The sequence below is a fragment of the Lacinutrix sp. MEBiC02404 genome (genome assembly GCF_053601575.1).
The window spans coordinates 323,115-349,207 of record NZ_JBSHNV010000220.1; the positions used below are offsets into that span (position 1 = coordinate 323,115).

25 protein-coding genes are annotated in these 26,093 nt (G+C 30.1%); all 25 read left to right on the top strand.

Annotated elements, in window-relative coordinates; all coding sequences use genetic code 11:
• The first annotated feature begins 14 nt into the window (after window positions 1–14).
• Complete coding sequence (locus ACVCXO_RS15880) at window positions 15–872, top strand: alpha/beta hydrolase family protein (protein ID WP_452230572.1); 858 nt, start codon at window positions 15–17, stop codon at window positions 870–872.
• Window positions 872–2,374: a GH3 auxin-responsive promoter family protein gene (locus ACVCXO_RS15885; protein ID WP_452230573.1), complete on the top strand. Its 1,503-nt coding sequence runs from the start codon at window positions 872–874 to the stop codon at window positions 2,372–2,374. The genes ACVCXO_RS15880 and ACVCXO_RS15885 overlap by 1 nt, the downstream gene beginning before the upstream one ends.
• 28 nt (window positions 2,375–2,402) lie before the next feature.
• Window positions 2,403–4,091, top strand: a complete 1,689-nt coding sequence (locus ACVCXO_RS15890; RefSeq protein ID WP_452230574.1) for a DUF6909 family protein — start codon at window positions 2,403–2,405, stop codon at window positions 4,089–4,091.
• Between the two features lie 9 nt (window positions 4,092–4,100).
• Window positions 4,101–5,210 carry a hypothetical protein gene (locus ACVCXO_RS15895; RefSeq protein WP_452230575.1) on the top strand — a complete coding sequence of 370 codons (1,110 nt, stop codon included), beginning with the start codon at window positions 4,101–4,103 and terminating at the stop codon, window positions 5,208–5,210.
• A gap of 10 nt (window positions 5,211–5,220) precedes the next feature.
• The gene (rfbB, locus tag ACVCXO_RS15900; protein WP_452230576.1) at window positions 5,221–6,267 is read left to right on the top strand and encodes a dTDP-glucose 4,6-dehydratase; all 1,047 of its coding nucleotides are present in this window, start codon (window positions 5,221–5,223) and stop codon (window positions 6,265–6,267) included.
• Window positions 6,268–6,282: 15 nt separating this feature from the next.
• On the top strand, window positions 6,283–7,146 hold the full coding sequence (gene rfbA, locus ACVCXO_RS15905; protein ID WP_452230577.1) for a glucose-1-phosphate thymidylyltransferase RfbA: 864 nt from the start codon (window positions 6,283–6,285) through the stop codon (window positions 7,144–7,146).
• Window position 7,147: 1 nt separating this feature from the next.
• Window positions 7,148–7,693 (top strand): dTDP-4-dehydrorhamnose 3,5-epimerase, encoded by a 546-nt coding sequence (gene rfbC, locus ACVCXO_RS15910; protein ID WP_452230578.1) that lies wholly within the window; start codon window positions 7,148–7,150, stop codon window positions 7,691–7,693.
• Entirely contained in the window at window positions 7,690–8,547 is an 858-nt protein-coding gene (gene rfbD, locus ACVCXO_RS15915) for a dTDP-4-dehydrorhamnose reductase (protein WP_452230579.1), read from the top strand. The genes rfbC and rfbD overlap by 4 nt, the downstream gene beginning before the upstream one ends.
• A complete protein-coding gene (cysQ, locus tag ACVCXO_RS15920) occupies window positions 8,540–9,334 on the top strand; it encodes a 3'(2'),5'-bisphosphate nucleotidase CysQ (protein WP_452230580.1) in 795 nt (264 codons plus the stop codon). The genes rfbD and cysQ overlap by 8 nt, the downstream gene beginning before the upstream one ends.
• Complete coding sequence (locus ACVCXO_RS15925) at window positions 9,335–9,760, top strand: DUF2061 domain-containing protein (protein WP_452230581.1); 426 nt, start codon at window positions 9,335–9,337, stop codon at window positions 9,758–9,760.
• A gap of 94 nt (window positions 9,761–9,854) precedes the next feature.
• Window positions 9,855–10,457, top strand: coding sequence for an adenylyl-sulfate kinase (gene cysC, locus ACVCXO_RS15930; protein WP_452230582.1), 603 nt, complete (start codon window positions 9,855–9,857; stop codon window positions 10,455–10,457).
• Between the two features lie 69 nt (window positions 10,458–10,526).
• Window positions 10,527–11,504, top strand: a complete 978-nt coding sequence (locus ACVCXO_RS15935; RefSeq protein ID WP_452230583.1) for a lysylphosphatidylglycerol synthase transmembrane domain-containing protein — start codon at window positions 10,527–10,529, stop codon at window positions 11,502–11,504.
• 275 nt (window positions 11,505–11,779) lie between these two features.
• The gene (gene cysD / locus ACVCXO_RS15940; RefSeq protein WP_452230584.1) at window positions 11,780–12,685 is read left to right on the top strand and encodes a sulfate adenylyltransferase subunit CysD; all 906 of its coding nucleotides are present in this window, start codon (window positions 11,780–11,782) and stop codon (window positions 12,683–12,685) included.
• A gap of 260 nt (window positions 12,686–12,945) precedes the next feature.
• A complete protein-coding gene (locus ACVCXO_RS15945; protein WP_452230585.1) occupies window positions 12,946–14,184 on the top strand; it encodes an MBOAT family O-acyltransferase in 1,239 nt (412 codons plus the stop codon).
• 9 nt (window positions 14,185–14,193) lie between these two features.
• A complete protein-coding gene (locus tag ACVCXO_RS15950; protein ID WP_452230586.1) occupies window positions 14,194–15,630 on the top strand; it encodes a hypothetical protein in 1,437 nt (478 codons plus the stop codon).
• A 131-nt stretch (window positions 15,631–15,761) separates the two neighbouring features.
• Window positions 15,762–17,015, top strand: coding sequence for a sulfate adenylyltransferase subunit 1 (locus ACVCXO_RS15955; protein ID WP_452230587.1), 1,254 nt, complete (start codon window positions 15,762–15,764; stop codon window positions 17,013–17,015).
• 18 nt (window positions 17,016–17,033) lie between these two features.
• The gene (locus ACVCXO_RS15960) at window positions 17,034–17,585 is read left to right on the top strand and encodes a hypothetical protein (RefSeq protein ID WP_452230588.1); all 552 of its coding nucleotides are present in this window, start codon (window positions 17,034–17,036) and stop codon (window positions 17,583–17,585) included.
• A 52-nt stretch (window positions 17,586–17,637) separates the two neighbouring features.
• The gene (locus ACVCXO_RS15965) at window positions 17,638–18,936 is read left to right on the top strand and encodes a flippase (RefSeq protein ID WP_452230589.1); all 1,299 of its coding nucleotides are present in this window, start codon (window positions 17,638–17,640) and stop codon (window positions 18,934–18,936) included.
• Between the two features lie 2 nt (window positions 18,937–18,938).
• Window positions 18,939–19,499, top strand: a complete 561-nt coding sequence (locus tag ACVCXO_RS15970) for an acyltransferase (RefSeq protein ID WP_452230590.1) — start codon at window positions 18,939–18,941, stop codon at window positions 19,497–19,499.
• Window positions 19,499–20,386, top strand: coding sequence for a sulfotransferase family protein (locus ACVCXO_RS15975; protein ID WP_452230591.1), 888 nt, complete (start codon window positions 19,499–19,501; stop codon window positions 20,384–20,386). The genes ACVCXO_RS15970 and ACVCXO_RS15975 overlap by 1 nt, the downstream gene beginning before the upstream one ends.
• Window positions 20,362–21,351: a glycosyltransferase gene (locus ACVCXO_RS15980; protein ID WP_452230592.1), complete on the top strand. Its 990-nt coding sequence runs from the start codon at window positions 20,362–20,364 to the stop codon at window positions 21,349–21,351. Before ACVCXO_RS15975 ends, ACVCXO_RS15980 begins: the two co-directional genes overlap by 25 nt.
• Window positions 21,335–22,537 carry a hypothetical protein gene (locus tag ACVCXO_RS15985; protein ID WP_452230593.1) on the top strand — a complete coding sequence of 401 codons (1,203 nt, stop codon included), beginning with the start codon at window positions 21,335–21,337 and terminating at the stop codon, window positions 22,535–22,537. Before ACVCXO_RS15980 ends, ACVCXO_RS15985 begins: the two co-directional genes overlap by 17 nt.
• The gene (locus ACVCXO_RS15990) at window positions 22,534–23,703 is read left to right on the top strand and encodes a glycosyltransferase (protein ID WP_452230594.1); all 1,170 of its coding nucleotides are present in this window, start codon (window positions 22,534–22,536) and stop codon (window positions 23,701–23,703) included. The genes ACVCXO_RS15985 and ACVCXO_RS15990 overlap by 4 nt, the downstream gene beginning before the upstream one ends.
• Entirely contained in the window at window positions 23,703–24,983 is a 1,281-nt protein-coding gene (locus tag ACVCXO_RS15995; RefSeq protein WP_452230595.1) for a hypothetical protein, read from the top strand. The genes ACVCXO_RS15990 and ACVCXO_RS15995 overlap by 1 nt, the downstream gene beginning before the upstream one ends.
• Entirely contained in the window at window positions 24,958–26,058 is a 1,101-nt protein-coding gene (locus ACVCXO_RS16000) for a DUF1972 domain-containing protein (protein ID WP_452230596.1), read from the top strand. Before ACVCXO_RS15995 ends, ACVCXO_RS16000 begins: the two co-directional genes overlap by 26 nt.
• Window positions 26,059–26,093: the final 35 nt, after the last annotated feature.

The window sequence follows — 26,093 nt, forward strand, 5'->3', positions numbered from 1 at the left end:
TCTTGTTCGTTTTTATGATAATCTGTTTTTCTTGTAAAGAAAATCAGGAAACTACATTTCATGCGCAAATAGTTTCTCAAATACTTTTAAACGAAACAGAAATGTTTCATTCTGATGGCGTAGATACCTATAAAATTAATTATAAATCGGATGGTTTAAATATTGAAGGATTTATTGCAAGACCAACACAATATAAACCAACAACAAAATTACCAGCGATAATTTATTGCCGCGGAGGAAATCAAAGTTTTGGTGCGATTAGTGATTATCAACTTCAAATAATGAACCGTTTAGCAACGAAAGGTTTTGTTGTTTTGGCCTCCCAGCTACGAGGTAATATGTATAGTGAAGGCGTAGATGAATTTGGAGGGAAAGATGTAAACGATATTTTAAATCTAATGGATATAGCGCAAGATTTAGAATTTGTAGATGCAAAAAATATGCACGTATTTGGTATATCTAGAGGCGGAATGAATACCTATCAAGTTTCTAAATTATCGGATGCTATAAATAGTATAGCAATTGTTGGATCGCCAACAAACCTTTTTCGCTTATCTAAATTTAGACCAAGAATGTATACCAAAGTGATGCAACCATTAATTGGAGATTCTTTAACTAAAAGAAAGGAATATGAAGAAAGATCGGCTGTTTTTTGGCACAATAAATTAAATGAACCAACGCTAATTCTTCATGGAAGCGAGGATTCTAAGGTGGAAGTAGAAGAGGCGCAAATATTAAGAGACTCTTTTGCAAGTTCTAATAAAAAAGATTTTCAGTTTAAAATTTTTGAAGGCGGAAATCATAGTGTATCCAATTTTGAAGAAGAACGAAACGAATTAATTTCCAACTGGTTTAAAAAACACCATAAATAATGTTCTCATTAAAAGCTGCTTTAGCAAAACCATTTGCAAAACGAGTATATAAATCTGTTCAAAAATGGGCGAATAACCCTGTGGAAACACAGCACAAAGTATTTCAAAAATTAATTAGCGATGCTGCGACTACACAATTTGGTAAAGACCATGATTTTATAAGCATTAATAATCATGAAGACTTTATTAAGCGCGTTCCGGTTAGAGATTACGAAGACTTAAAACCGTATGTAGAAAGAGTGGTTGCAGGAGAAGAAGATATACTCTGGAAAGGGAAACCTGTTTACTTTGCAAAAACATCCGGTACAACCTCTGGCGCTAAATACATTCCGATTACCAAAGAAAGCATGCCAACGCATGTAGAAGCCGCTAGAAACGCTATTTTACTGTATATTCATGAAACTGGAAATGCGAAGTTTGTGGATGGTAAAATGATTTTCCTTCAAGGCTCTCCAATTCTAGAAACACAAAACGGCATACAATTAGGAAGGCTTTCGGGTATTGTAGCACATTACGTACCAAAATACCTTCAAAAAAATAGAATGCCTTCTCTAGAAACCAATTGTATTGAAGATTGGGAAACAAAAGTAAATGCTATTGTAGAAGAAACCCTGCCAGAAAATATGACCATCATTTCTGGAATACCATCTTGGGTACAAATGTATTTTGAAAGGCTTCAGGAAAAAACAGGGAAAAAGGTTGGTGATATTTTTAAAAACTTCAATTTGTTTATTTTTGGAGGTGTAAACTATGAGCCTTATAGAGCAAAATTCGAGAGTTTAATAGGACGAAAAGTAGATAGCATAGAACTCTATCCTGCAAGTGAAGGCTTTTTTGCATACCAAGACAAACAGAACGAAAAAGGAATGTTGCTGCAATTAAAATCGGGGATTTTTTATGAGTTTATAAAAGCAGACGAATTTTTTAATGAAAACCCAAAACGACTTACTATTAAAGATGTAGAGGTGGATGTAAATTACGTGATGCTCATTTCTACAAATGCAGGACTTTGGGCATATAATATTGGGGATACGGTGCAGTTTACTTCTACAAAACCATACCGAGTTATTGTTTCTGGTAGAATAAAACATTTTATTTCTGCTTTTGGGGAACATGTTATTGGTAAAGAAGTAGAGCAAGCATTGCAAGAAGCTTTAGAAGATGGTAATGGGGAGGTTTCTGAGTTTTCAGTAGCACCTCAAATTAATCCAACAGAAGGACTGCCATATCATGAATGGTTTATAGAATTTGAAAAAGAACCTGAAAGTATTTCCGCTTTAGCGCAAAAAATGGACGCTTCATTACAGAAACAGAATAGTTATTATTTAGATTTAATAGTAGGCAAAGTATTGCAACCTTTAAAGATTACTTTAGTTAAAAAAGGTGGTTTTCAGGATTATATGAAATCTATTGGGAAACTTGGCGGACAAAACAAATTACCGCGTTTATCTAACGACAGAAAATTAGTTGATAATTTAGAAACATTAAATCTCCCGAAATAATACTATATTTGCGGGTTAAATAAAGTATATGAGTAACAAAAAACATCATGCAAGAACGAGAGCCCAAGAGAGCTCAAATGCTATTGAGCGTATGTATATTACTATGCGACACCTTTTTAATCGTGGTTTTTATAAACCAATGGGTGTTTCAGGGGAAACATTACGTGAGGCATTGTTATTGTTAAGACCAGAAATTTATGGTTCTATTGGCGAAGAAAAAGCAGAACTAGAAGGACTACTTTATGTAGTAGATAGATTACCAGAAGGAATAGAAGAATGCACCTTTATAAACTTAACTAGTGATGAAGGCTATGCTAATTCCCATTTTAAGACTATAATTCCACCAAAAAGAAGACGTAATTGCTATCGAATAGATGAAGAGCAAATGAACATCGAGATTACTCGTGGTCGCTCAGAAATTTATGATATACTGACACATCTTACTTTTCTTTTTGTAGAATCTCATAAAATTAGCAAACGCGTTTTAATAGATGAAAATGGCTCTACTACTCGAGATTGGATTAAGCTTGAAAAAGCAGTAACTACCAAAAAGAAACTTACACAACAAGAACGCGAAATAGCAATAACACATACCGCTAATATTTTAGGAAGAACCTTTAATGAGCTAAATGAAGTGTATGAAGATTTTGCCATACCAACACAACCAGAACGTTTATTACACATTGTGTATTGGCTAGGTAAATTAGCCATTGAAGAAGTTGTAAACAACAATAAAAGAACGGTTACTTTTAGTCCTGTTTTAAGAGAACGATTAGGACATCATATTCATGGAGAAATTTGGGCAAATAATATAAAAGCAATTTTACATAAAAACGAATTGCTAGAAAGACCAATTCATGTCATTAGTGCAAACATGCATAGTGTAATGAATACGCTTTTTGCTCCAAATGCCTTAAAGTCTTTAGCTTCTAAAAATGATATTTTTGAAGTTTATGAAGCTATAAGTCATAAGGATAATAAAGATTTACGTGATAAGGTAACTAAAGAAGCATTGCAAAAAGGAATGCTTTATATTCAAGATGAGTCTGGTACCAATATTAATGTCCAGGTTTTTGATACTGCAAAAATAGATTTTTCTAAAGTAGACATAGACGTTAACCAAGAAAAACTAGAAGCAGAAAAACCAATTATTATTGTAATGGATTATGCTTTTGGTGAGCAAGCTTACGAAACTATAGATGAACTTTTAAAGCCATATAAACCTAACGGAAAGAAAACACATTTATATGTAGATTCTATTTCTATTATGGGAAAAGCAGGTATTTTAGAAGGAGGAAAAGGAGATATTATGATACCTTCTGCACATATTTTTGAAGGTACAGCAGACAATTATCCTTTTAAAAATGAATTGTGTACAGCAGATTTAGAAGGACAAGGATTACAAATATTTGAAGGTTCTATGATTACTGTTTTAGGTACTTCTTTACAAAATAAAGATATTTTAAAGTTCTTTCATAGCTCTACTTGGAATGTAATTGGTCTAGAAATGGAAGGTGCACATTACCAAAAAGCAATTCAAGCAGCCTCTAAAGTAAGAGGAAGTATAAACGAAGACGTTAAAGTGCGTTATGCATATTACGCAAGTGATAATCCATTAGAAACAGGAGGTACATTAGCATCTGGAGGTTTAGGAACTTCTGGTGTAAAACCAACATACTTAATAACAAGAAAAATTTTACAACAAATATTTAACTAACAAACGATTATGAGTGATAAATTACCAGATACAAATAATTCTGAAGAAATCGATTTAGGGCAATTGTTTTCTTTTATTGAAAGGGTTTTTAAAAGGATAGGCAATTTTATTTATAAAATATTTTCTGCTATTGTTTGGGTTTTAGAAAAAATAGGAATATTAATTCTTGTTATTATAAGTATATTAAAAAAGCACTTCCTAAAAGTTTTAGGAGGTTGTATATTAGTTTATGTCTCTTTTTATCTATTGGATAAATATTCTAGTAAAAAATACCAATCTACTATCGTTATAACTCAAAATTTTCAAACAGGAAATTTATTATATAATACGATTTCAAGACTAAATACATTAGCTAAAGAAAAGGATTCTGTAGGATTAAGTAATGAACTAGGTGTTTCTCTAGAAAAAGCTTCTAAAATTGTTGAGCTGGGTGTTAAGGATTATATGAGTAAAACAGAATTCATAGAGGCTTTTAATGAATACAATGCCGAGAAAGACTCTACAGCAATGGTTACGCAAGAAGCCTTTAATGACATACAAGACTTAGAAAATTTTGAAACACAAATTATTTTCGTGTATTCAAAAGATCCAACTATATACAGTGGGATGTCTGATGCGTTTTTAAAACTAATTGAATCCAATAAATATTTTATTGAGGAGCAACAAAAAGTAACTACCAAAATTAAATTGGAAATTAAAACATATAAAGATAATTTAGTTAAATCGGAAGATTTACAAAAAGATTATGTTAGTATTTTAAAAAGCTATTATAGTGCTACCGATGGAGAAACTAGCCAAGCAAATGTTAGTTTGAATCTATCTAATAATAAAGAAAAAATTAATACAAAAGAATTTGAATTGCTAGGTAAGCAAAATGAAGCGAGGCTAAATATTATTGATTTAGAAAACCAGCTTATAGAAAAGGAAACAATTGTAAGACTTCAAAAAGATTTTACAAGAGCAATTACTGTAGATAGTTTTTATAGGAAGAATGGAAAAACAGCTACAATGTTAATAGCAATTTTAATAGTGCTGTTCTATTTAGTTAAAGAGTTTAAGTTAATATCTTTTATTGATTATTACGGAAAAAAAGAAAATCTAACAGACAAATTAGTATAAAAACAGATTCATGAAAAATTTATTAATTACAGGAGGAGCAGGATTTATAGGATCTCATGTTGTTAGACTGTTTGTTGAAAAATATCCAGATTACAATATTGTTAATTTAGATGCTTTAACCTATGCCGGTAATTTAGAAAATCTAACAGACATTGAAAATGCTTCTAATTATACTTTTGTAAAAGGAGATATTACTAATGAAGCTTTTATTAATTCTCTTTTTGAAGAATATAAATTTGATAGCGTTATTCATTTAGCAGCAGAATCTCATGTAGATAGATCTATTAAAGATCCGTTAGCATTTGTTAGAACCAATGTTATTGGTACCATGATTTTATTAAACGCCTTTAAGGCACTATGGAAAGATAATTTTACAGACAAGTTATTTTACCACATCAGTACAGATGAGGTTTATGGTTCCTTAGGCGAAACAGGTTTGTTTGAAGAAACAACATCTTATGATCCAAATTCACCATATTCGGCTTCCAAAGCAAGTTCCGATCACTTTGTAAGAGCATATGGCGAAACGTATGGGATGCCTTATGTTATAACAAACTGTTCTAACAATTATGGTCAAAATCAATTCCCTGAAAAATTAATTCCGTTATTCATTAATAACATAATAAATAACAAAGCACTACCTGTTTATGGGGATGGTAATTATACAAGAGATTGGTTGTATGTAGTAGATCATGCAATTGCCATAGATTTAGTATTCCATGAAGGAAAACAGGGAGAAACCTATAATATTGGTGGTTTTAATGAGTGGAAGAATATAGATCTAGTAAAACTACTTTGCCAACAAATGGATGTTGCATTAGGTAGAAAAGAAGGTTCTTCAGAACAATTAATAGCATACGTTAAAGACCGTCCAGGACATGATTTAAGATATGCTATTGACGCATCTAAAATAAATAAGGAATTAGGTTGGAAACCATCGGTAACCTTCGAGCAAGGCTTAAAAATAACTATAGATTGGTATTTAAACAATGAAGATTGGTTAAATAGTGTTACAAGTGGTAATTATCAAGCATATTACCAAAAGCAATACAGCTAATATAAAAACAAAAACATGAAAGGAATAATACTAGCAGGAGGTTCAGGTACAAGACTTCACCCTTTAACACTTGCCGTAAGTAAGCAATTAATGCCTATCTATGACAAGCCAATGATATATTATCCATTAGCTACTTTAATGTGGTCCGGAATTAAAGATATTCTTATTATATCTACACCGCACGATTTGCCTTTATTCGAACAACTTTTGGGAGATGGAAAAAAGTTTGGTTGTAATTTTGAGTACGCAGTACAAGAAGAACCAAATGGTTTAGCAGAAGCTTTTGTTATAGGTGCAGATTTTATTGGTGAGGATAAAGTAGCCCTTATTTTAGGAGATAATATCTTTTATGGTTCGGGTCTTGCAGAATTATTACAAGCCAATAACGACCCGGATGGTGGTATTATTTACGCATATCATGTGCATGATCCAGAACGTTATGGTGTAGCCGAATTTAATGAAGAAGGTAAGGTTATTTCTATAGAAGAAAAACCAATAAAACCAAAATCAAACTATGCAGTTCCAGGAATCTATTTTTATGATAATTCTGTAGTAGAAATTGCTAAAAACATTAAACCTAGTCATAGAGGTGAGTTAGAAATAACCGATGTGAATAAAGAGTATTTAAAACAAGGTAAACTTCAGGTGAGTGTATTAGATAAAGGTACCGCTTGGTTAGATACGGGAACCTTCAATTCACTTATGCAGGCATCGCAGTTTGTTCAAGTGATTGAAGAAAGACAAGGTCTTAAAATTGGAGCTATAGAAGAAGTAGCTTATAGAATGGGGTATATAAACAAAGAGCAATTAAAGAACTTAGTACAACCACTAATAAAAAGTGGTTATGGTAAACACTTGTTAAGCATTTTAGAAAATTAATATGAAGGCAATAGAAACCAAGCTAGAAGGGTGCTTTATTTTAGAACCAACAATTTTTGAAGATAAAAGAGGCTATTTTTTCGAGAGCTTTAACCAAGAAAAATTTAATACTCTAATTAATAAGAAAGTGGACTTTGTTCAAGATAACGAGTCTTTTTCTTCTAAAGGAGTTTTAAGAGGATTACATTATCAAGTTGGCGAACATGCACAAGCAAAACTTGTTCGTGTTGTTAAAGGAAAAGTCTTAGATGTAGCAGTAGATGTTAGGGTAAACTCAAAAACTTTCGGGCAACATGTAGCTGTGGAATTATCTGAGGATAATAAGAAACAACTTTTTGTGCCTAGAGGATTTGCACATGGATTTATTGTGTTGAGTGATACCGCGATCTTTTCGTATAAATGTGATAATCTTTATAATAAAGAAGCAGAAGGAGGTGTCATTTTTAATGACCCAAAATTAAAGATAGATTGGCAATTGCCTGAAAATGAATTGCTTGTTTCAGAAAAAGATGTAATTTTGCCAACTTTAGAGAACGCTAGACTATGATAAATATCTTGGTGACAGGAGGAAATGGACAATTAGCAAACTGTATTAAAGATGTAGAATCTAAACATTCTAATTTAAACTTTATATACACAAATTCTTCAGAATTAAATATTACCGATTTTGAAGCTGTGCAACAGTTTTTTAATACTCAAAATATTGATTATTGTATTAATTGTGCGGCTTACACAGCTGTAGATAAGGCAGAAAGTGAACAACAAAAAGCAGAGGAAGTTAATGTTGTTGGTGCAAAAAATTTAGCTATCGCTTGCGCGGAAAAAAACGCAACCTTGATTCAAGTGTCTACCGATTTTGTGTTTAATGGCGAAAAATCTGTAGCATATACAGAAACAGATACCACAAATCCAACAGGGGTTTATGGAGCAACAAAACTAGATGGCGAATTAGAAGTCGCTAAAAATCTAGAACAACATTTTGTTATAAGAACTTCTTGGTTATATTCTGAAAATGGTAATAATTTCATGAAAACCATGATTAGATTATCCGAAAACAGAGAGGTATTAAATGTCGTCGCAGACCAAATAGGGACACCAACTTATGCTACAGACTTAGCAGAAACGATTATTGAAATAATAACTTCACAAAACCAACAATATGGTGTTTATCATTACAGTAATGAAGGAGTAGCTAGTTGGTATGATTTCGCAAAAGCGATTTTTGAAGAAAGTAATATTCAAATAAAAGTCTTACCAATTCCATCGGAAGCATATCCTACACCAGCCAAAAGACCACATTTTAGCGTGTTAGATAAAACCAAAATAAAAACGAATCTTCAAATAGAAATACCACATTGGAGAGACAGTTTAAGAAAAGCAATTGCCAATAACCATGAATAAAAATTTAGAAATAGCTATTCAAGCAAGTTTAGAAGCAGGAAAAGTCATCATGGAAGTATATGATACTGCCTTTGATGTAGAAATTAAAGATGACAAATCTCCTTTAACCGAGGCAGATAAAAAAGCCAATGATGTGATTAACGCATATTTGGTAAATACAGAATTTCCAATTATTAGTGAAGAAAATAAGCAAACCGATTACGCAGTAAGAAAAACATGGAAGACTTGCTGGGTTGTAGATCCGGTAGATGGAACCAAAGAGTTTATAAAACGTAACGGAGAGTTTACAGTAAATATAGCACTAGTGACTAATGGTAAACCAGAATTAGGAGTTATTTATGTGCCAGCGACAAAAACTATTTATGTTGCAGATGTTACTAATAAGGAAGCTTTTAAAGCAGAATTAAACAGTCATGACACTTCTTTGCAAGATGTTGTTAAAGCTGCTGTAAAACTACAACCAAAAGAGGCAGGATCAAATCCAGTGCAGGTTGTAGGTAGTCGATCGCACATGAGTCAAGAAACTTTAGATTTTATTGAGACCATTAAAACAGAAGGCAAAGAGGTTGCTGTTGTTTCTAAAGGAAGCTCACTAAAGTTTTGTTTAGTTGCAGAAGGTAACGCAGATGTGTATCCAAGATTTGCACCTACGATGGAGTGGGATACTGCTGCAGGACAAGCTATTTGTAACGCAGTAGGTTTACAGGTTATTTCTAAAGACACCAATAAACCGCTTCTATACAATAAAGAAAATTTATTAAATAGTTATTTCTTAGTAACTAAATAAATGGCAGACGTATCTTATAAAAGGCATATTGCTAAAACTATTACGTGGAGGTTTGTAGGTACTATAGATACTATTATTTTATCTTGGATCATCTCAGGAGATCCATTTATAGGGCTTCAAATAGGTTTTGCTGAGGTACTCACAAAAATGACTTTATACTACCTGCATGAACGTGTTTGGTTTAAAATAAACCTATCTAAGGAAGGGGAGATTTTAGAAAGTAGAAAAAGACATATAGCAAAAACCGTTACTTGGCGATTTATAGGTACTATGGATACGATGTTATTAGCTTGGCTAATTTCAGGAGACCCATTAACAGGTCTTAAAATAGGATTTGCAGAAGTAGTAACAAAAATGATATTATATTATTTACACGAACGTGTTTGGTATAAAGTGAATTTTGGACTTGTAGATCGAAAGAACTAATAAATAAGCACTGTAACGAATTGCGCTAGAAGGAAATTAACCTAGTTCATTATTTACACATTGCATCTGCAAATAAAATAATAAAACGATACAGATGAAAGAAAATATTATAGCACATAACTATCAGGTTTCTAAAGAGGATAGACAAGAAAAAAATAAACATAAGTCTTTTTTATTATGGTTTACAGGGCTTTCAGGTTCTGGTAAATCTACCATTGCAAATGTCGTTGAGCAAGAACTATATAAATTAGGAATAAGCACCTATACACTAGATGGTGATAATATTAGAAAAGGTATAAATAGTGATTTAACTTTTGCTCCTCAAGACCGAACAGAAAACATAAGACGAATTGCTGAAATAGGAAATTTAATGGTAGAAGCTGGCTTGGTTACATTAGCAGCATTTGTTTCACCATATAGAAAAGATAGAGAGAATATTAAAGACATCATTAAGGATGTTAATTTTATCGAAATATATATAAATACTAGTGTCGAAGAGTGCGAGCGTAGAGATGTTAAAGGGCTTTATAAAAAAGCAAGAGCTGGTGAAATAAAAAACATGACAGGTATTTCTGCTCCTTATGAAGCTCCAGAAAACCCAGATATAGAAATTAAAACGGAAGAGAAAACCGTAGAAGAAGCAGTGCAGCTTATTATGGAATTTATTAAACCTAAATTAGCATTGGGAGTGCTTTAACTTCGTTTTTTAAATGAATTATAGCATTGGGATATCCATATAATTAAGCAGCGTTTTTTTTAATATAACATGAGTAACAAAAAGAATTTTTTTTTAAAAAATATAAAGCTAATACTTCCCATCGTATTGGCTGTTTTTTTTGGGTGGCTAACTTTTTCTAAGCTTCCAATTTCTGAAATCATTCCCTATTTTAAATCCGCTAATTATTGGTGGATTGCTTTAGGTTTGTTTTTTGGAGTTCTTAGCCATTTATCAAGAGCGTATAGATGGAATTACTTACTACAACCAATGGGGTACTCTATAAAAACCCCAAACAGTATCATGTCTATATTTATAGCATACTTAGCCAATTATGGCGTGCCAAGATCTGGGGAAGTTTTACGTGCCGCAGTTGCTACTAATTATGAAGGTATTCCTTTTGAAAAAAGCTTTGGTACTATTGTAACAGAACGCATTTTTGATTTAATTATGATGCTTACAATTTGTGTTATAACATTGTTTTTTCAGTTCGATTTTATTTATGGTATTCTAGTAGCAAAGTTTAATCTAGTTAATCTTATTTTTATGCTACTGGGTTTATGCCTATTGTTTGGTGTTATCCTTTTCTATATTAGAAAGTCTAAAGGGAAGTTTGCTAATAAAATTAAAGGATTTACATTAGGTCTTTTAGAAGGGATTACTAGTATTTATAAAATGAAGCATAAAGGTGCTTTTATTTGTCATACTATTTTTATTTGGTTAATGTATATCTTAATGTTTTATGTAACATCCTTTTCTGTACAAGAATTGGAAGGAGCGCCTTTTTCATCTATGATTGTTGCATTTATTGCAGCAAGTTTTACTGTTGCAGCAACAAATGGAGGTGTATTTTTTTACCCAGCAGCCGTATTATCGGCACTCACGTTATTTGGATTGGCAGAGGAACCTAGTTTTGCTTTTGGCTGGATTGTTTGGACCTCTCAAACGGTAATGATTATTGTAGTAGGTGTTCTGTCGTTTGTTTTTTTACCAATTTATAATAAAAACAGTATGCCATTAAATAAATAGAATAACATCAATATTTAATGTCTTGATTATGAAATGGGTTAATATATCTACTATCATAAAAAAAATGGTTAAAGAGTTTAAAATACCGTCAAAGATGTTAACTTTGGCGATATTCATAGAAACAATATTATGAATAAATAGGAAAGTACAACGGTAATTCCGTTTTATTTAGTATATAGATAAAGTCTTGATAATTAAGAAAGAACGGAAAAAGGATGTTCTGTGAAAAATTAATATATTAGGAAAAATATAAAGACAATATTAAAATTCGAGCAATGAGTAAATATTACTTAAATTATTTAGATGAATTAGAAAGTGAAGCAATCTTTATTTTACGTGAAGTTTGGGCACAATTTGAAAACCCAGTAATTCTGTTTTCTGGTGGAAAAGATTCTATTTTAGTAACACATTTAGCTAAGAAAGCTTTTTACCCTGCTAAAATACCATTTCCATTAATGCATGTAGATACGGGACATAACTTTCCTGAAACTATAGAGTTTAGAGATGCTGTTATAGAAGAATTAGGTGTAAAACTTATTGTTGGTTCTGTACAAGAATCTATAGATGATGGTCGAGTAGCAGAAGAAAAAGGTAAGAATGCTACGCGTAATGCACTTCAAATTACAACGCTTCTGGATGCTATTGAATCTAATAAAATAGATTGCGCAATTGGTGGAGGAAGACGTGACGAAGAAAAAGCAAGAGCAAAAGAACGTTTCTTTTCACATAGAGATGATTTTGGACAATGGGATCCTAAAAACCAAAGACCAGAATTATGGAATATATTTAACGGTAAACATTTTGAAGGAGAACACTTTAGAGCGTTTCCTATTAGTAACTGGACAGAAATGGATGTTTGGAACTACATAAAAAGAGAAAACATTGCCATTCCATCTTTATATTTTGCACATGAACGTGAAGTAGTTTGGAGACAAGATACATGGATTCCAAACTCAGAGTTTTTAATTTTAGAAGCGCATGAAGAGGTCGTAACTAAAAAAATTCGTTTTAGAACTTTAGGAGATATTACCATTACTGGTGGCGATGAATCGGAAGCAGATACTTTAGAGAAAATTGCGACAGAAGTTGCGGGTATGCGTAACACAGAAAGAGGAAATAGAAGTGATGATAAGCGTTCCGAATCTGCAATGGAAGACAGAAAACGTCAAGGATACTTTTAATAAACAACCCGATTTACTAATTACTTATGCTGTTTAATTCCTTAGACTTTGCTATATTTTTTCCAATAGTTTTTGTTCTTTATTGGCTCGTTGCTAAAAATAGAAATTATAGAAATATACTTTTACTTGTTTCTAGTTACGTGTTTTACGGCTGGTGGGATTGGAGGTTTTTATTACTAATAGCTTTTAGTTCTTTGGTTGATTTTTTAATTGGCCAAAAAATTTATAATACGGATAACAAGAAAAAACAAAAGCAATATTTGTTAGTTAGTCTTGTCATTAATTTAGGTTTCTTAGTCTATTTTAAATATACGAACTTTTTTATAGACACTTTTGTAGATTCTTTTAGGTTATTTGGTACTGAGTTAGAAGTTTCTACACTAAATATCATCTTACCAGTTGGGATTAGTTTTTACACCTTTCAAACGCTTAGTTACACTATCGATATTTACAGAAAACAGCTAGAACCTACTAAAGACTGGCTTGCTTTTTTCTCGTTTGTGTCTTTCTTCCCGCAACTAGTTGCAGGACCCATTGAGAGAGCATCCCATTTATTACCTCAGTTTTATAAAACCTACAAGTTTAATTATAATCAGGTTAAATCCGGATTATTATTAATGGCTTTTGGGTTGTTTAAAAAAATGGTTATAGCAGATCGAGCAGCTCTTTATGTGAATGAAGTTTATAATAATACTTCAGATCATGATGGTGTTGCATTCTTTTATGGAACCATTTTATTTGCCTTTCAAATTTATTGTGATTTTTCTGGTTATTCAGACATTGCCATAGGAATTGCAAGAACTATGGGGTTTGACTTAATGAGAAACTTTGATAGTCCTTATTTTTCTAAATCCATAACTGAATTTTGGAGACGTTGGCATATATCCTTATCCACATGGTTTAGAGATTATGTATACATTCCATTAGGAGGAAGCAGAAAAGGAAAGTACAGAACCTATTTTAATTTGTTCTTGGTCTTTCTCGTTAGTGGCTTATGGCATGGTGCAGCAATGACATTTGTAATTTGGGGAACAATACACGGCTTAATCATTGTTTTTGAAAAAGCTACTTATAATTTGAAAAAACCACTATTTGAAAAAATAGGATTAGGTAAAAGTAACTATGCAAACAACTTTTTTTTTAGCACGATAACCTTTTTTATAGTTTGTTTTGCTTGGGTATTTTTTAGAGCAAACTCCTTACAGGATTCTTTTGATATTATTAGTGGAATCTTTTTTAATTTTGATTTTGGAGAAATTTTTAAAAAGGAAACTTATTTAATTGGTTTTAAGGTAAATGAATTTAGGGTAATTGTATTCTTTATACTTACACTACTGCTTTTCGAAGTGCTTCACAGAAAGTATAATTTAATAAAGTTTTTGAATCATCAAGGTGTTGTGTTTAGATGGAGTATCTACTTAATGATTGTCTTTACAATTACTATATTTGGTATCTATGGAGATAGAGCAATTCAGGAATTTATTTATTTTCAATTTTAGAGATATAAAATGAAAACATTAATTTTAAAAATATTTTTATTCAGTATATTAATTAGCGTTATAGTTTATAACGTTGATGGCTATTTTGTTAAAGATGATCCTGCTTTTGAAAAATATAAGTTTTATAATGAAAAAGAAAAGAATACAGTAGATGTGCTTTTTTTAGGAAATTCACATTTAGCAAACGGAGTTAACACCAAAATTATAAACGCAAAATGTAAATTAAGTTCCTATAATTTAGGTTTACGTGCAACAAATATTTTTCATACTTATTATAATTTAGTAGAAGCATTAAAAAATCAAAAACCTAAACTAGTAGTAATTGAAAATTTTACTTTTTTAGAAAATGCAGCTGAATCTGAATTTTTAAATGAAGAAGGTAAAATGTTTGTTAAAAACTATGGAGCTATTCATGCAAAAAAACCAGGTTTAAACAAGTTTGAAGAAATTAATTTAGCATATAAAGAAAACAAACTTTATAACTTTTTTAATCTTTTTAGAGGCCATGAAAATTGGAGTGATTTAGAAAATCAATCTAAAGTTTTATACAAGTATACTTCTAGTAATTTTAAAGATAAAGACTATAAAGATCATTATCAATCTTTAAAAATATTGAGAAAAGAAAGAGCGTCAAAAATTGACAATTTAAAAATTAAGGACACAATTAATATTTCAAAAGATCAAGAAGTATTTATTGAAAGAATTATAAAACTTTCTCAAGAACATGATTTTGAACTTTTATTTGTAACTATTCCTTTTTATAATAATTATTACGCTAAAATAGAAGACCAATTAAAGCAAGTAAACAAAAAGCTGAACGCTATTATTAAAGAACATAATAATGTTAAGTTTTTAGATCTAAATACGATGTCTGATTTTTCTAGAACTTATTTTCTGGATGAAAAACCATCAAGAAATCAACACCTAAACTATAAAGGAGGTATTAAGGCTACAAATATATTAGCCAATTATGTTAATAAAGAATACAATTTTAATCTAAATAAAGTAAATAGATTAAAACCCGAGTCTTTTGTTTATAATAAAAAGGCAATAGATACCTTAATTGAAAAAGGACGTATTTTATCAAACCTAGAGAGAATTAATGGGCTTAAAGATAAAAAGTTCTCCTTAAGGCAAGGAAAGTCTTCTATTGTTTTTGAAGGTTGGATGGTTATAGAAAATCAAGAGTCCAAATTCAATGAATTATTTATTGCATTAGAAAAGAATGAAGATTTCATCCTGGTTAGGCAGATGAATAATAGAAAAATAAGAAAGGATGTTTCTAAATTTTTTAAAAAGGAAGCAATTTATGATCATTCGGGATTTAAATTAGAAATCGAAAGCGAATTATTAGAGAAAGGAAACTATTCTATATCGCTTATTATAAGAGATGAAAACGGGAAGGTTTTGGTAAAGCCAGTTAAGAATAAAATTAAAATTTTATAAGTTCATTTATTTACCATAAATGAAATATAATTTTATTAAATTATATTAATATAGAGATAAGTTACTTTTTATTTAGTAATAGATAAAAGGTAAAGTATTAGTAAAAAACGAATAGAAATAATATAAGAACCATGTTAGACAATAATCAATTATTACGTTTTACAACAGCAGGAAGTGTAGATGATGGAAAAAGCACCTTAATTGGACGTTTATTATACGATTCAAAATCTATTTTCGAAGACCAATTAGAAGCCATTACAAACACAAGTAAGAAGAAAGGCCACGAAGGCGTAGATTTAGCTTTGTTTACAGATGGTTTACGTGATGAACGTGAACAAGGTATTACTATAGATGTTGCTTATAGATATTTTACAACACCTAAACGTAAGTTTATTATAGCAGATACTCCAGGGCATATTCAATACACTCGTAATATGGTTACAGGAGCATCTACCGCAAACGTTGCAACTATTTTAATAGATGCAAGACACGGTGTAATAGAACAAACTAAAAGACACGCATTTATTGCTTCTTTATTACAAATACCTCACATTATTGTTTGTGTTAACAAAATGGATTTGGTTGACTTTTCTGAAGAGGTATACAATAATATCGTTAAAGAATTTGAAGACATTTCTTCAAAAATGTTAGTAACAGATGTTCGTTTTATTCCAATGAGTGCTTTATTAGGAGATAATGTAGTTCACAAATCAGAGAATATGCCTTGGTTTCAAGGAGCTCCAATGTTACATACTTTAGAGACCATGCACATTAGTAGCGATATTAATAAGGTAGACGCGCGTTTTCCAGTACAAACAGTACTAAGACCACAAAGTGAAGGTTTTATTGATTACAGAGGGTATGCAGGACGTGTAGCAAGTGGTGTTTTTAGAAAAGGAGATGACATAACAGTTATGCCATCAGGATTTACTTCTAAAATTAAAACCATTGATACTTTAGATAAAGAGTTGGATGAAGCTTACGCACCAATGTCTATTTCTATAACACTAGAAGATGATATTGATATCAGCCGTGGTGATATGATTGTACGTTCTAACAATAAACCAGAAGCGGTACAAGATATTGAAGTGATGTTATGTTGGTTAAATAACTCTGCTGCAAAACCAAGAACAAAATACACTATAAAACATACTTCAAACGATCAAAAAGCAATGATCAAAGAGGTGGTTTACAAATACAATATCAATACTCTAGATCGTATTAATGACGATAAAGAAATGAATATGAATGATATTTGTAAAGTTAAAATACGTACTACTAAACCATTAATGGTGGATACGTATAGAGAAAACAGAACAACTGGAAGTATTATTCTTGTAGATGATGCTACCAACGAAACTGTTGCAGCAGGAATGATTGTTTAATAATAAAAAAATAAAATAATGAAAAAAATACTATTAGGGGCATTTTTAGCCTGTATGTTAGGGGCTAATTTTAGTTGTAAAAAAGCTTCAGAAAAAAAAGAGGATACTAAAGAAATTATATTAGAAGAAACAGTTGAGAAGTCTGTTTTTAAGGTGGTTCTAGATGTTATTATTAATAATGACGAAAAATTTCAAATGTATTATTTAGAATATGGCGATACTAAATGGAATCAAAAAAAGAGAATTCCGAAATTAGTAAAAGGAAACACACAACCGCAATTAGTTGAGTTTAATATTCCAGAAAAAATATTCCCTTCTAAATTATTATTTGATTTTGGAGAAAATAAAACAGAAGAAAACATTACTATAAATTCGGTTTCATTGTCTTATGAAGATTTTAAGTTAAATCTTACACCACAAGAGTTTTATGCGTTCTTTACTCCAAACAAGTATATCAAATATAATAAAGAAACAGGGGTTATGAATTGTATATCAGTAGATGGTAAATATGATCCACATTTTAAATCTCGTCCAGTATTTGATAAAAAATTAGAATTAGAAGAAAGATAGAACTTACTTATAAGTATCTTACATCAATCGTAGTATCTAAATAAAGAGTGAAATGAATTTTAAAACAGTATTAAAAAAAAAATTTGAAGGCGAGTTTGCTAAAAAAACGCTGTTTTCATTTTTGCTTAAATTTTTTGGTCTTGGTTTAAGTTATTTTTTTACTCTTTTAATATCAAGGTTTTATGGTGCAGAGGTTGTTGGTCGCTTTTCTTTAACTTTTACAATATTAAATTTGTTTGCACTTTTTTTTGCTTTAGGTATTCCAGATACCATGGTGAAAATTATTGCGGACAGCAACTACAAACAGCAGTTTGATTTAAAAAAAACAGCCCTAAGAGCTATACTTATCTCAAGTGTTATTGGAGCAATTGTACTTTTTTTATCAGCAAAACCACTCGCATTATTTTATACCGACAGTGTTTTGTATGATTATTTATTGATTGCAGCAGCAGCATTGGTTCCATTGGTTCTTTTGCGTTATAATTTTGAAATATTAAGAGGGAGAAATGAAATTGTAAAATTTGGTTTTTTGTCTCATATAATTCCTTATTTGATTTCAGTCTTAGCAATTTTATTTGTGTTTTTTGTTTTTGAAGAAAAAAATGGATTACAAACTATAAAAGTTTATTTTTTGGGTACAGTAATTGCTTTTATATTAAGTGTTTTTTTGACAAAGCATAAGGAAGAAATTAAACGAAAAGCATTTCCTTTAAAAAAAATGATGAATTATTCGCTACCAATGCTAGCCACAAGTTCTTTTATTTTTTTAATGGGATGGACAGACACTTTAATGCTTGGGTATTATAATGATAAAGCTGATGTTGGTATTTATAGTGTAGTTATTAAAATAGCACGAATAGCTATAATTGTGCTAACTTCTGTTAATCTTGTTTTAGCTCCAAAAATTTCGGAATTATATAGCAAATCCGAGCATGATAAAATGAAAGAGCTTATAAGAAAGGCTACAAAAATTATTTTTATAACTACCGCACCTATGGTAGGACTGATTTTAATAGCAAATAAATTTGTTTTGGGTCTTTTTGGTGATGAGTTTATTATAGGTAGTACTGCATTAATAGTAATTATGTTGGCTCAACTTTTCAATGCCATGACAGGTAGCGTTGGACAGGTTATGAATATGACAGGCAATCACAAAAAACTTAGAGACTTTACTATAATTAGCGTTATTTTAAATATTGTTTTAAATTTAATATTAATTCCTTTATATGGTATTTTAGGAGCAGCAATTGCTACAGCAACTAGTAGTGTTGTTATTAATATAATTTCGGTTATTTTTGTAAAAAGAAGATTGGGGATTATTACTTATATATCTCCGTTTAATTCCAAATAGGCATGAACGTATTACTTTATAAAATCTATTTTAAAATTAAAGATAAGATAACTACATCCTGGTTTTTATTAAAATATAATGGGATGGTCAAAAAACAAGGAAAAATTAGCATTGGCTCAAATGTTAAAATAACTCCTTTTTTGTGGCGAGATTCTAAATTACTTATTAGCCTTAATAATAACTCGATTAAATCGAATGTTCTTATTCAAGGTTCTGGAAAATTAACATTGGGTGAAAACTCCTTTATTGGACAGTTTTCGGTTATTGGAGTAAATGATTCTATAACAATAGGTAAAAATGTTATGATTGCACAAAGTGTTTCAATAAGAGATACAGATCATGCTTTTTCTAATATAGATAAACCAATGCTATTTCAGGGTATAACCACAGCCCCTGTAGTTATTGAAGACAATGTATGGTTAGGACACGGCGTAGTAGTCACAAAAGGCGTTACAATAGGTTCTGGCGCTATAGTAGGTGCTAATTCAGTAGTTACAAAAGATGTGCCTAAAATGGCAATTGTTGGAGGTGTACCAGCACGATTAATTAAAATGAGAACATAATGACACATAAATTTGATTTTTTCTGTATAGGAGCTCAAAAATCAGGGACAACATCTCTACATGATATCTTATTGCAGAATCCAAATATCGGTCTGCCAATAAATAAAGAAACCCACTTTTTCTCTCATGATGACTTGTACACAGGAAATCTAGACGAGTATTTTAAAATGTTTAATGACGATTTAAATGAAAAAGAGGTTGTTGGCGAAATTGATCCAGAATACCTGTGTTCAGAAAAAGCACCAGAAAGAATTCTTAAACATTTTGGAACCGATTTAAAATTCATTGTTATTTTAAGAAATCCGTATGACAGAGCTTTTTCTCAGTATTTGATGAGTAAACGAAGAGGTTTTGAAGATTTAGAGTTTGAAGAAGCTATAGAAAAAGAAGCATCACGTACCAAAGATGATTTTGGTGAGTTATATTTTAGCTATAAAACAAGAAGCTTGTACAGCAAGCAAATTAATAAGTATTTTAAGTTTTTCAATCCATCTAATTTTTTGTTTATTCGTTTTGAAGACGATTTTATTGCTAATAAACAAGCCACTATAAATAAGGTAAATGATTTTCTGGGTTTAGAGCCTTTTAGCTACGATTTAAGCATTCAGAGCAATGTGGCTTCAACTCCTAAAAGTAAATGGATTAGAGACTTTGTAAACAAACCTAATATTATTAGAAAAATAGGAAAGAAAATTATTGCTTCTCCGCAAATTAGAAAAAATATTATTAGTAAAATAGATCATCTTAACAGAAAGAAAATAACGTATAATACCAATGTAGATCTTAAAGAAAAGCTTACTAAGTCTGTGTTTTTAGACGATATAAAAGCTTTAGAAAGTTTAATAAATCAAGATTTATCTTCATGGTACAAGAAAGAATCGGAATAGTAACCGTTACTTATGGAAATAGAGCCGCTTATTTTTCAAAACTAATTGATTCTGTTGTAAAAAATCCCAATGTTGCAAAAATTGTGGTAGTTTCTAATGGCGTTGATGAAGAAAGCAGCGTTCGTTTAAACCAATTGCAAGAGGTTAATAAAGCAAAACTTATAGTTCATGATATGGGCTATAATTCTGGTTCTGCATTAGGTTTTAAAGAAGGAATAAAAAGAGTCTTAGAAGAAGATGTTGATTTTGTTTGGCTTTTAGATGATGATAACCTACCTAAGAATAATGCTTTAGAAGTGTTATTAAAGTCTTGGGATAGTTTTAAAGACAATACTACTAAACCTCTTTCATTATTATCCTACAGACCACAAAGAAAGATATACAAGGATGCTATTTCACAGCATAATCCATATTTAATGTTAGGTACGGAAAATTCTTTTTTAGGATTTAATATTTTAGATAAACTAAAGAAGCCTAAAGCTAATAAACCAGAAGAAGTAGATTCTGGTGTGGTAGCTGTTGCACCTTATGGCGGTATGTTTTTTCATAAAGATACTATTAGTCAAATAGGACTTCCTAATGAACACTTTTTTCTATATGCAGATGACCATGAGTTCTCTTATAGAATAACAAAAAAAGAAGGTAAAATAATTTTAGTTTTAGATAGCGAATTAGAAGATTTAGAAACCTCTTTTCATTTAAAAAAACCAAAAAAAATTCTGCATACAAGATATTTTTCAACCGATTCAAAAAATGCAATTTATTACTCTGTTCGTAACAATGTGTTTTTTGAGAAAAACTTTGTGAATAGTAAGTTGGTGTATTCTGTAAATACCTTAAGTTATATTTTTATCTTATTTTTGGCAATGATTTTCAATCCAACTCACTTCTGGAAGTTTCCTATAATTTTAAGAGCGATACTATCTTCTAGAAAACATTTTAAAACAAATGATAAAATTAAATAAGTTATACTTAGGTGTTTTTTTATTAATTGTAGCTTTTTGTTTTCTAATAGGAGGTTTTACTCAATTTTTTATAGGTATTCCTAATACTGTTTTTTCTTACGGTGTAATGGGGTTGTTTTTTTTATTTTATTTCGTTTATGTAATAGTAAAACAAAGAGTGATTTTTGACAAAATAGTCTTGCTTTTCTTTGTTTTATTTCTGCTCATTATTCTCAGCTCTATAGTAAACCAAACCAATATATTAAAAACAATTATTTACTTTATTTTTATTCTTATTCCTTTAGGTAGTTATTTGTTCTTTAAAATAAATCAAAAAGAAAGATATATTTCCTCTAGAACAATTAGTAAAATCTATTTATTTATAGCTTGTTTGCAATTACCGGTTATTTTAATCCAGAATTTTGGATATGATTTTCTTATACGGTTTAATAATAGTAGCCAAGCTATTGCTTCTTTCGACTTTATGTTTGGTACCTTTTTTTTAAAAGCCGATCATGCTTTAGGGTTCTTTTTGTTGTTAAATATTTTTAACATTTTTGAAAACAACATAAACAATAGCATTACCAAAAGGCCCAAACTAATTGTTTTCTATCTGTCTTTAACCATATTTATTGCAGAATCAAATATTACCAAACTATTACTAATTTTATTTTTTGGTTATTTAATTTATAAAACATTTCCGAAAAAAATAAAAGTATTTGGTATTTTAGTTGTTCTATTGTTAATGCCTTTAGTATTTTCACAGGCTAAAAAAATAAAAGCTTTTGAAAGGGAAATTTACTTTTTTCATCAAGAATATAATTCTAAAAAATCATTTTCAAACTATAACAGGGGTATTGCTAAGCGGCCCCAAGTGGTTATAACCTATGCAACAGTGTTACCGCTAAGAATAGTAGGGGAAGGACCGTATTCTTATTTTAATGTATTAAAAGGGGAGTTTGCAGCAACAAAACACTTTTCCCAATTAATATGGGCGTATGCAGATTTAGGAATTATAGGTCTAATTCTATTGATATTACTTTTATATTTGCTTGTAAATAGTTTTAATCTCGATTCAAGTGTTAAATTTATTCTTTTTGGTGTTGTAATTATCTATGCTTTTATGACAACTATTTTTTCAGATTTAGCAATAATGATAACCCTAACCAGTTTATTACAAAACAATAATAAGATTAGAAAAGAATGAATATACTTATAGCGCCTTTTCACGATTGGAGAAAAATTATCCTAGAAGGTTTTAGAACTAGAGATGCACACTTTATAGAACATTTAAATAAAAATAGTTCGGACGTAAAAGTTATTATCAATAGGCCAACAACCCTAGTAGAGATATTACTTAAAAGAAAACCTAATTTAATAAAAGGGAAAGTTATTTATTCAAAATCTAACTTTAAACTTTATGAAGTAAGCAAAAATTTTTATGTCATAGATTTTGTTTCAAAGGATATTTTTGGTCAAGTATTAAACGGCTATAAGTGGTTTATTTCACAATATGAAAACCCAAAATATATTAACTTCATTAACGAGTCTTTAAGTAAACTTGGTATTCATGAAGATTACTTTTTACTCAATCAAAATATCTTTGCAAGTAAATTATCGAAATCCTTAAATCCTAAAAAATCCGTTTTTGATGCTTGGGATAATTTTGCGAAATTTAATGTATATTCTAAAATTAAAGAAGAAATTTTTTCTGCTTACAAAGAATATGCTAAGATTTGTGATTTTTGGATTACAAACTCCAATGATAATATTAGAGATTTTTCAAAAGCATATCATCCTAAAGAACTAGTGCTAATTAAAAACGGTGTTGACGTTTCTAGATTTGCTAAGGATATACAAGTAGAAATCCCTGAGGATATGAAAAATATCCCAAGGCCAATTGTTGGTTTTGGTGGAAAAATAACGCACCTTTTGGATGTTGATTTGTTAAATGAAACCATGAAGTTAACTAAAAACGCTTCTTTTGTTTTTGTTGGTCAGATTTTAGATAAACAAGTATTTAATAGTATTTTAAAATTAGATAATTTTTATTATTTAGGAGACAAGCACTACGAAATCTATCCAAACTATGTGAAAAATTTTGATATTTGTACCGTGCCTTATGTGGTAGATGAAGACAAGAAATCAGGAGCTAACTCTATTAAAGTTTATGAGTACTTAGCTACCACAAAAAAAGTTATTGGTACAGACTCTAATGGCTTAGAAGAATTAAAAGAGCATGTGTATATAATTAATAATGCCGAAGAGTTTTCTGCAGAAATTACAAACAAACAAAATTCAAAAAAAGCAATAGATTTAAATACACACGCTTGGAATACAAAAGTAGAAGATTTAATTAAACTGCTTCATTAGTGAGGTTTGTAAAAAACATTATAGAAAAGTACGATGTAGCAACAATTTTGTTATGTCTAATTGCTGCAACAATACCATTTCGAATTAATGTTGGTAATGCCGCCATTATTCTTGCTTCCGCATATACTTTGTTTTTTTTTCAAAAAGATAATTTCAAAAAACTAAAATCTTTTAGTGCTGTTTTTCCCATAGCATTCTTTTTCATTGTAATCATAAGTAGCTTTTTAAGTAATAAATACATGCTAGGTTTAAAACGTCTAAACTTAGAGGTTTTATTGATTTTACTCGTTTTTATTTTAGTGAATAACAAAATAAACAAAACCAAAATAATAAAAATATTAATTTGGTTTACGTATGCAACCGTTCTAAGTGTAAGTATTTTATTAATTAATAATCTAATAAAAATTGCACAAAATAAAGGGCTTGAAGAATTAATATTTCACAACTTCACACTACTATATGATTATCACCCCATTTATTATTCTTTAAATATTTCTTTAGCCTTATTCTTTATTATTAACACGAAAACCAATTGGTTTTATAAAAAGAGTCAAATAATTAAAATAGGCTTTATAGTAGTGCTTCTTTTAGGGTTAATATTTTGCGTTTCAAAAGCAATATTATTTATAAATGGAATAATTTACGTACTTTACTTTTCGTTTAAAATAAAGCACTTAAAAAAAAGAATTGCGTATTTTACAATATTAGCCATGCTATGGATAGGTGTATTTAATATTAAATTTATTAAAGAACGCTTTATAGATGGATTACGTTTTAGTCCGGAGATCTCAAGTTTTCAACCCACTAATGATTTTAGTCAGAAAAAAATATTTACCTACGAAGAAAAAACAGAGATAAGTGATCTCGAGTTAAGATATGTTTTAAGTAGTATTGGGGTTTATCATTTAGTAAAAGATAATAAATTACTGTTAGGTTACAAGCAGGGAGATACTAAAGACTATTTAAACTATTATTTTTTTTCCTATAACTTAGGGCCTAATTGGTATGAAGATTTTAATTTGCATAACCAATATACACACATACTTGTAACATATGGTATTCTGGTATTGTTGTTTTTTTTAAGTTATTTGTTTTTTAGTTTTTACGCTGCCATTAAACATAAGGATACATTACATGTTTTTTTTCTTATCCTTGTCTGCTTCGGCTTTCTTTTTGAAGTTAACCTAGTAAGAAGCAAAGGCATCGTATTTTTTTATTTTTTTAACACACTTTTTTTACAAAACTATTTAAATTTTGAAAGTAGCAATAATAGGAACTAGAGGAGTTCCAAATCATCACGGAGGCTTCGAGCAATTTGCAGAGTTTTTTTCAGTTTTTTTAGCTAAAAATAACCATGACGTATATGTGTATAACTCTCACACACACCCTTATCAAGAAAGTACCTTCAAGGGAGTGAATATAATTCATTGTAAAGATCCAGAAAACGTTATAGGTACACCCGGACAATTTTTGTATGATTTAAACTGTATTAGGGATGCAAGAAAAAGAAACTTCGACATAGTACTACAGCTCGGTTATACAAGTAATTCTATTTGGTATAAATTTTTGCCTAAAAAAGCAATTATAATAACCAATATGGATGGCTTAGAATGGAAAAGAAGTAAATATTCCAAACCAGTACAAGCCTTTCTAAAGTACGCCGAAAAATTAGCTGTAAACAGTAGTGATTATCTAATTTCGGATTCTATAGGAATACAGGAGTATATAAAGAATACATATCATAAAGAATCTACATACATTGCTTACGGAGCTAATAACTTTACAAAGGAAGATAGTGCCGTTTTAGCAGCATACAAGGTAACTCCGTATAAATATAATATGCTAATTGCTAGATTTGAGCCCGAAAATAATCTAGAAACCATTTTAGACGGTGCTAGTCTTGCAGATAATGAGGATACGTTTTTAGTGGTTGGAAAACATGATGCAAATGAATTTGGGGAGTATTTAAAGAAAAAATATATAAACCATAAAAACATACGTTTCATTGGTGGTGTGTATAATTTAGAACATTTGAATAACTTAAGACATTTTTCTAACTTATATTTTCATGGGCACTCTGTAGGAGGAACAAACCCTTCTTTATTAGAAGCAATGGCATCAACCACATTAATTATTGCTAATGATAATATTTTTAATAAAGCAATTTTAAACGATGATGCATTCTACTTTACCACTAAAGAAGAAGTAGCGAAATGTATTGAGACTATAAAGAAAGAGGATTACCAATTTAAAATAATTAATAATTTTAAAAAAATAGAGGAAACTTTTAATTGGAATAAAATTAATAATGAATATTTGAAGCTTTTAACAAAAGCTTTAAAAGAAAAAAAATAGAAAAAAAACACTATTTTTATCACAATAAAAGAAGT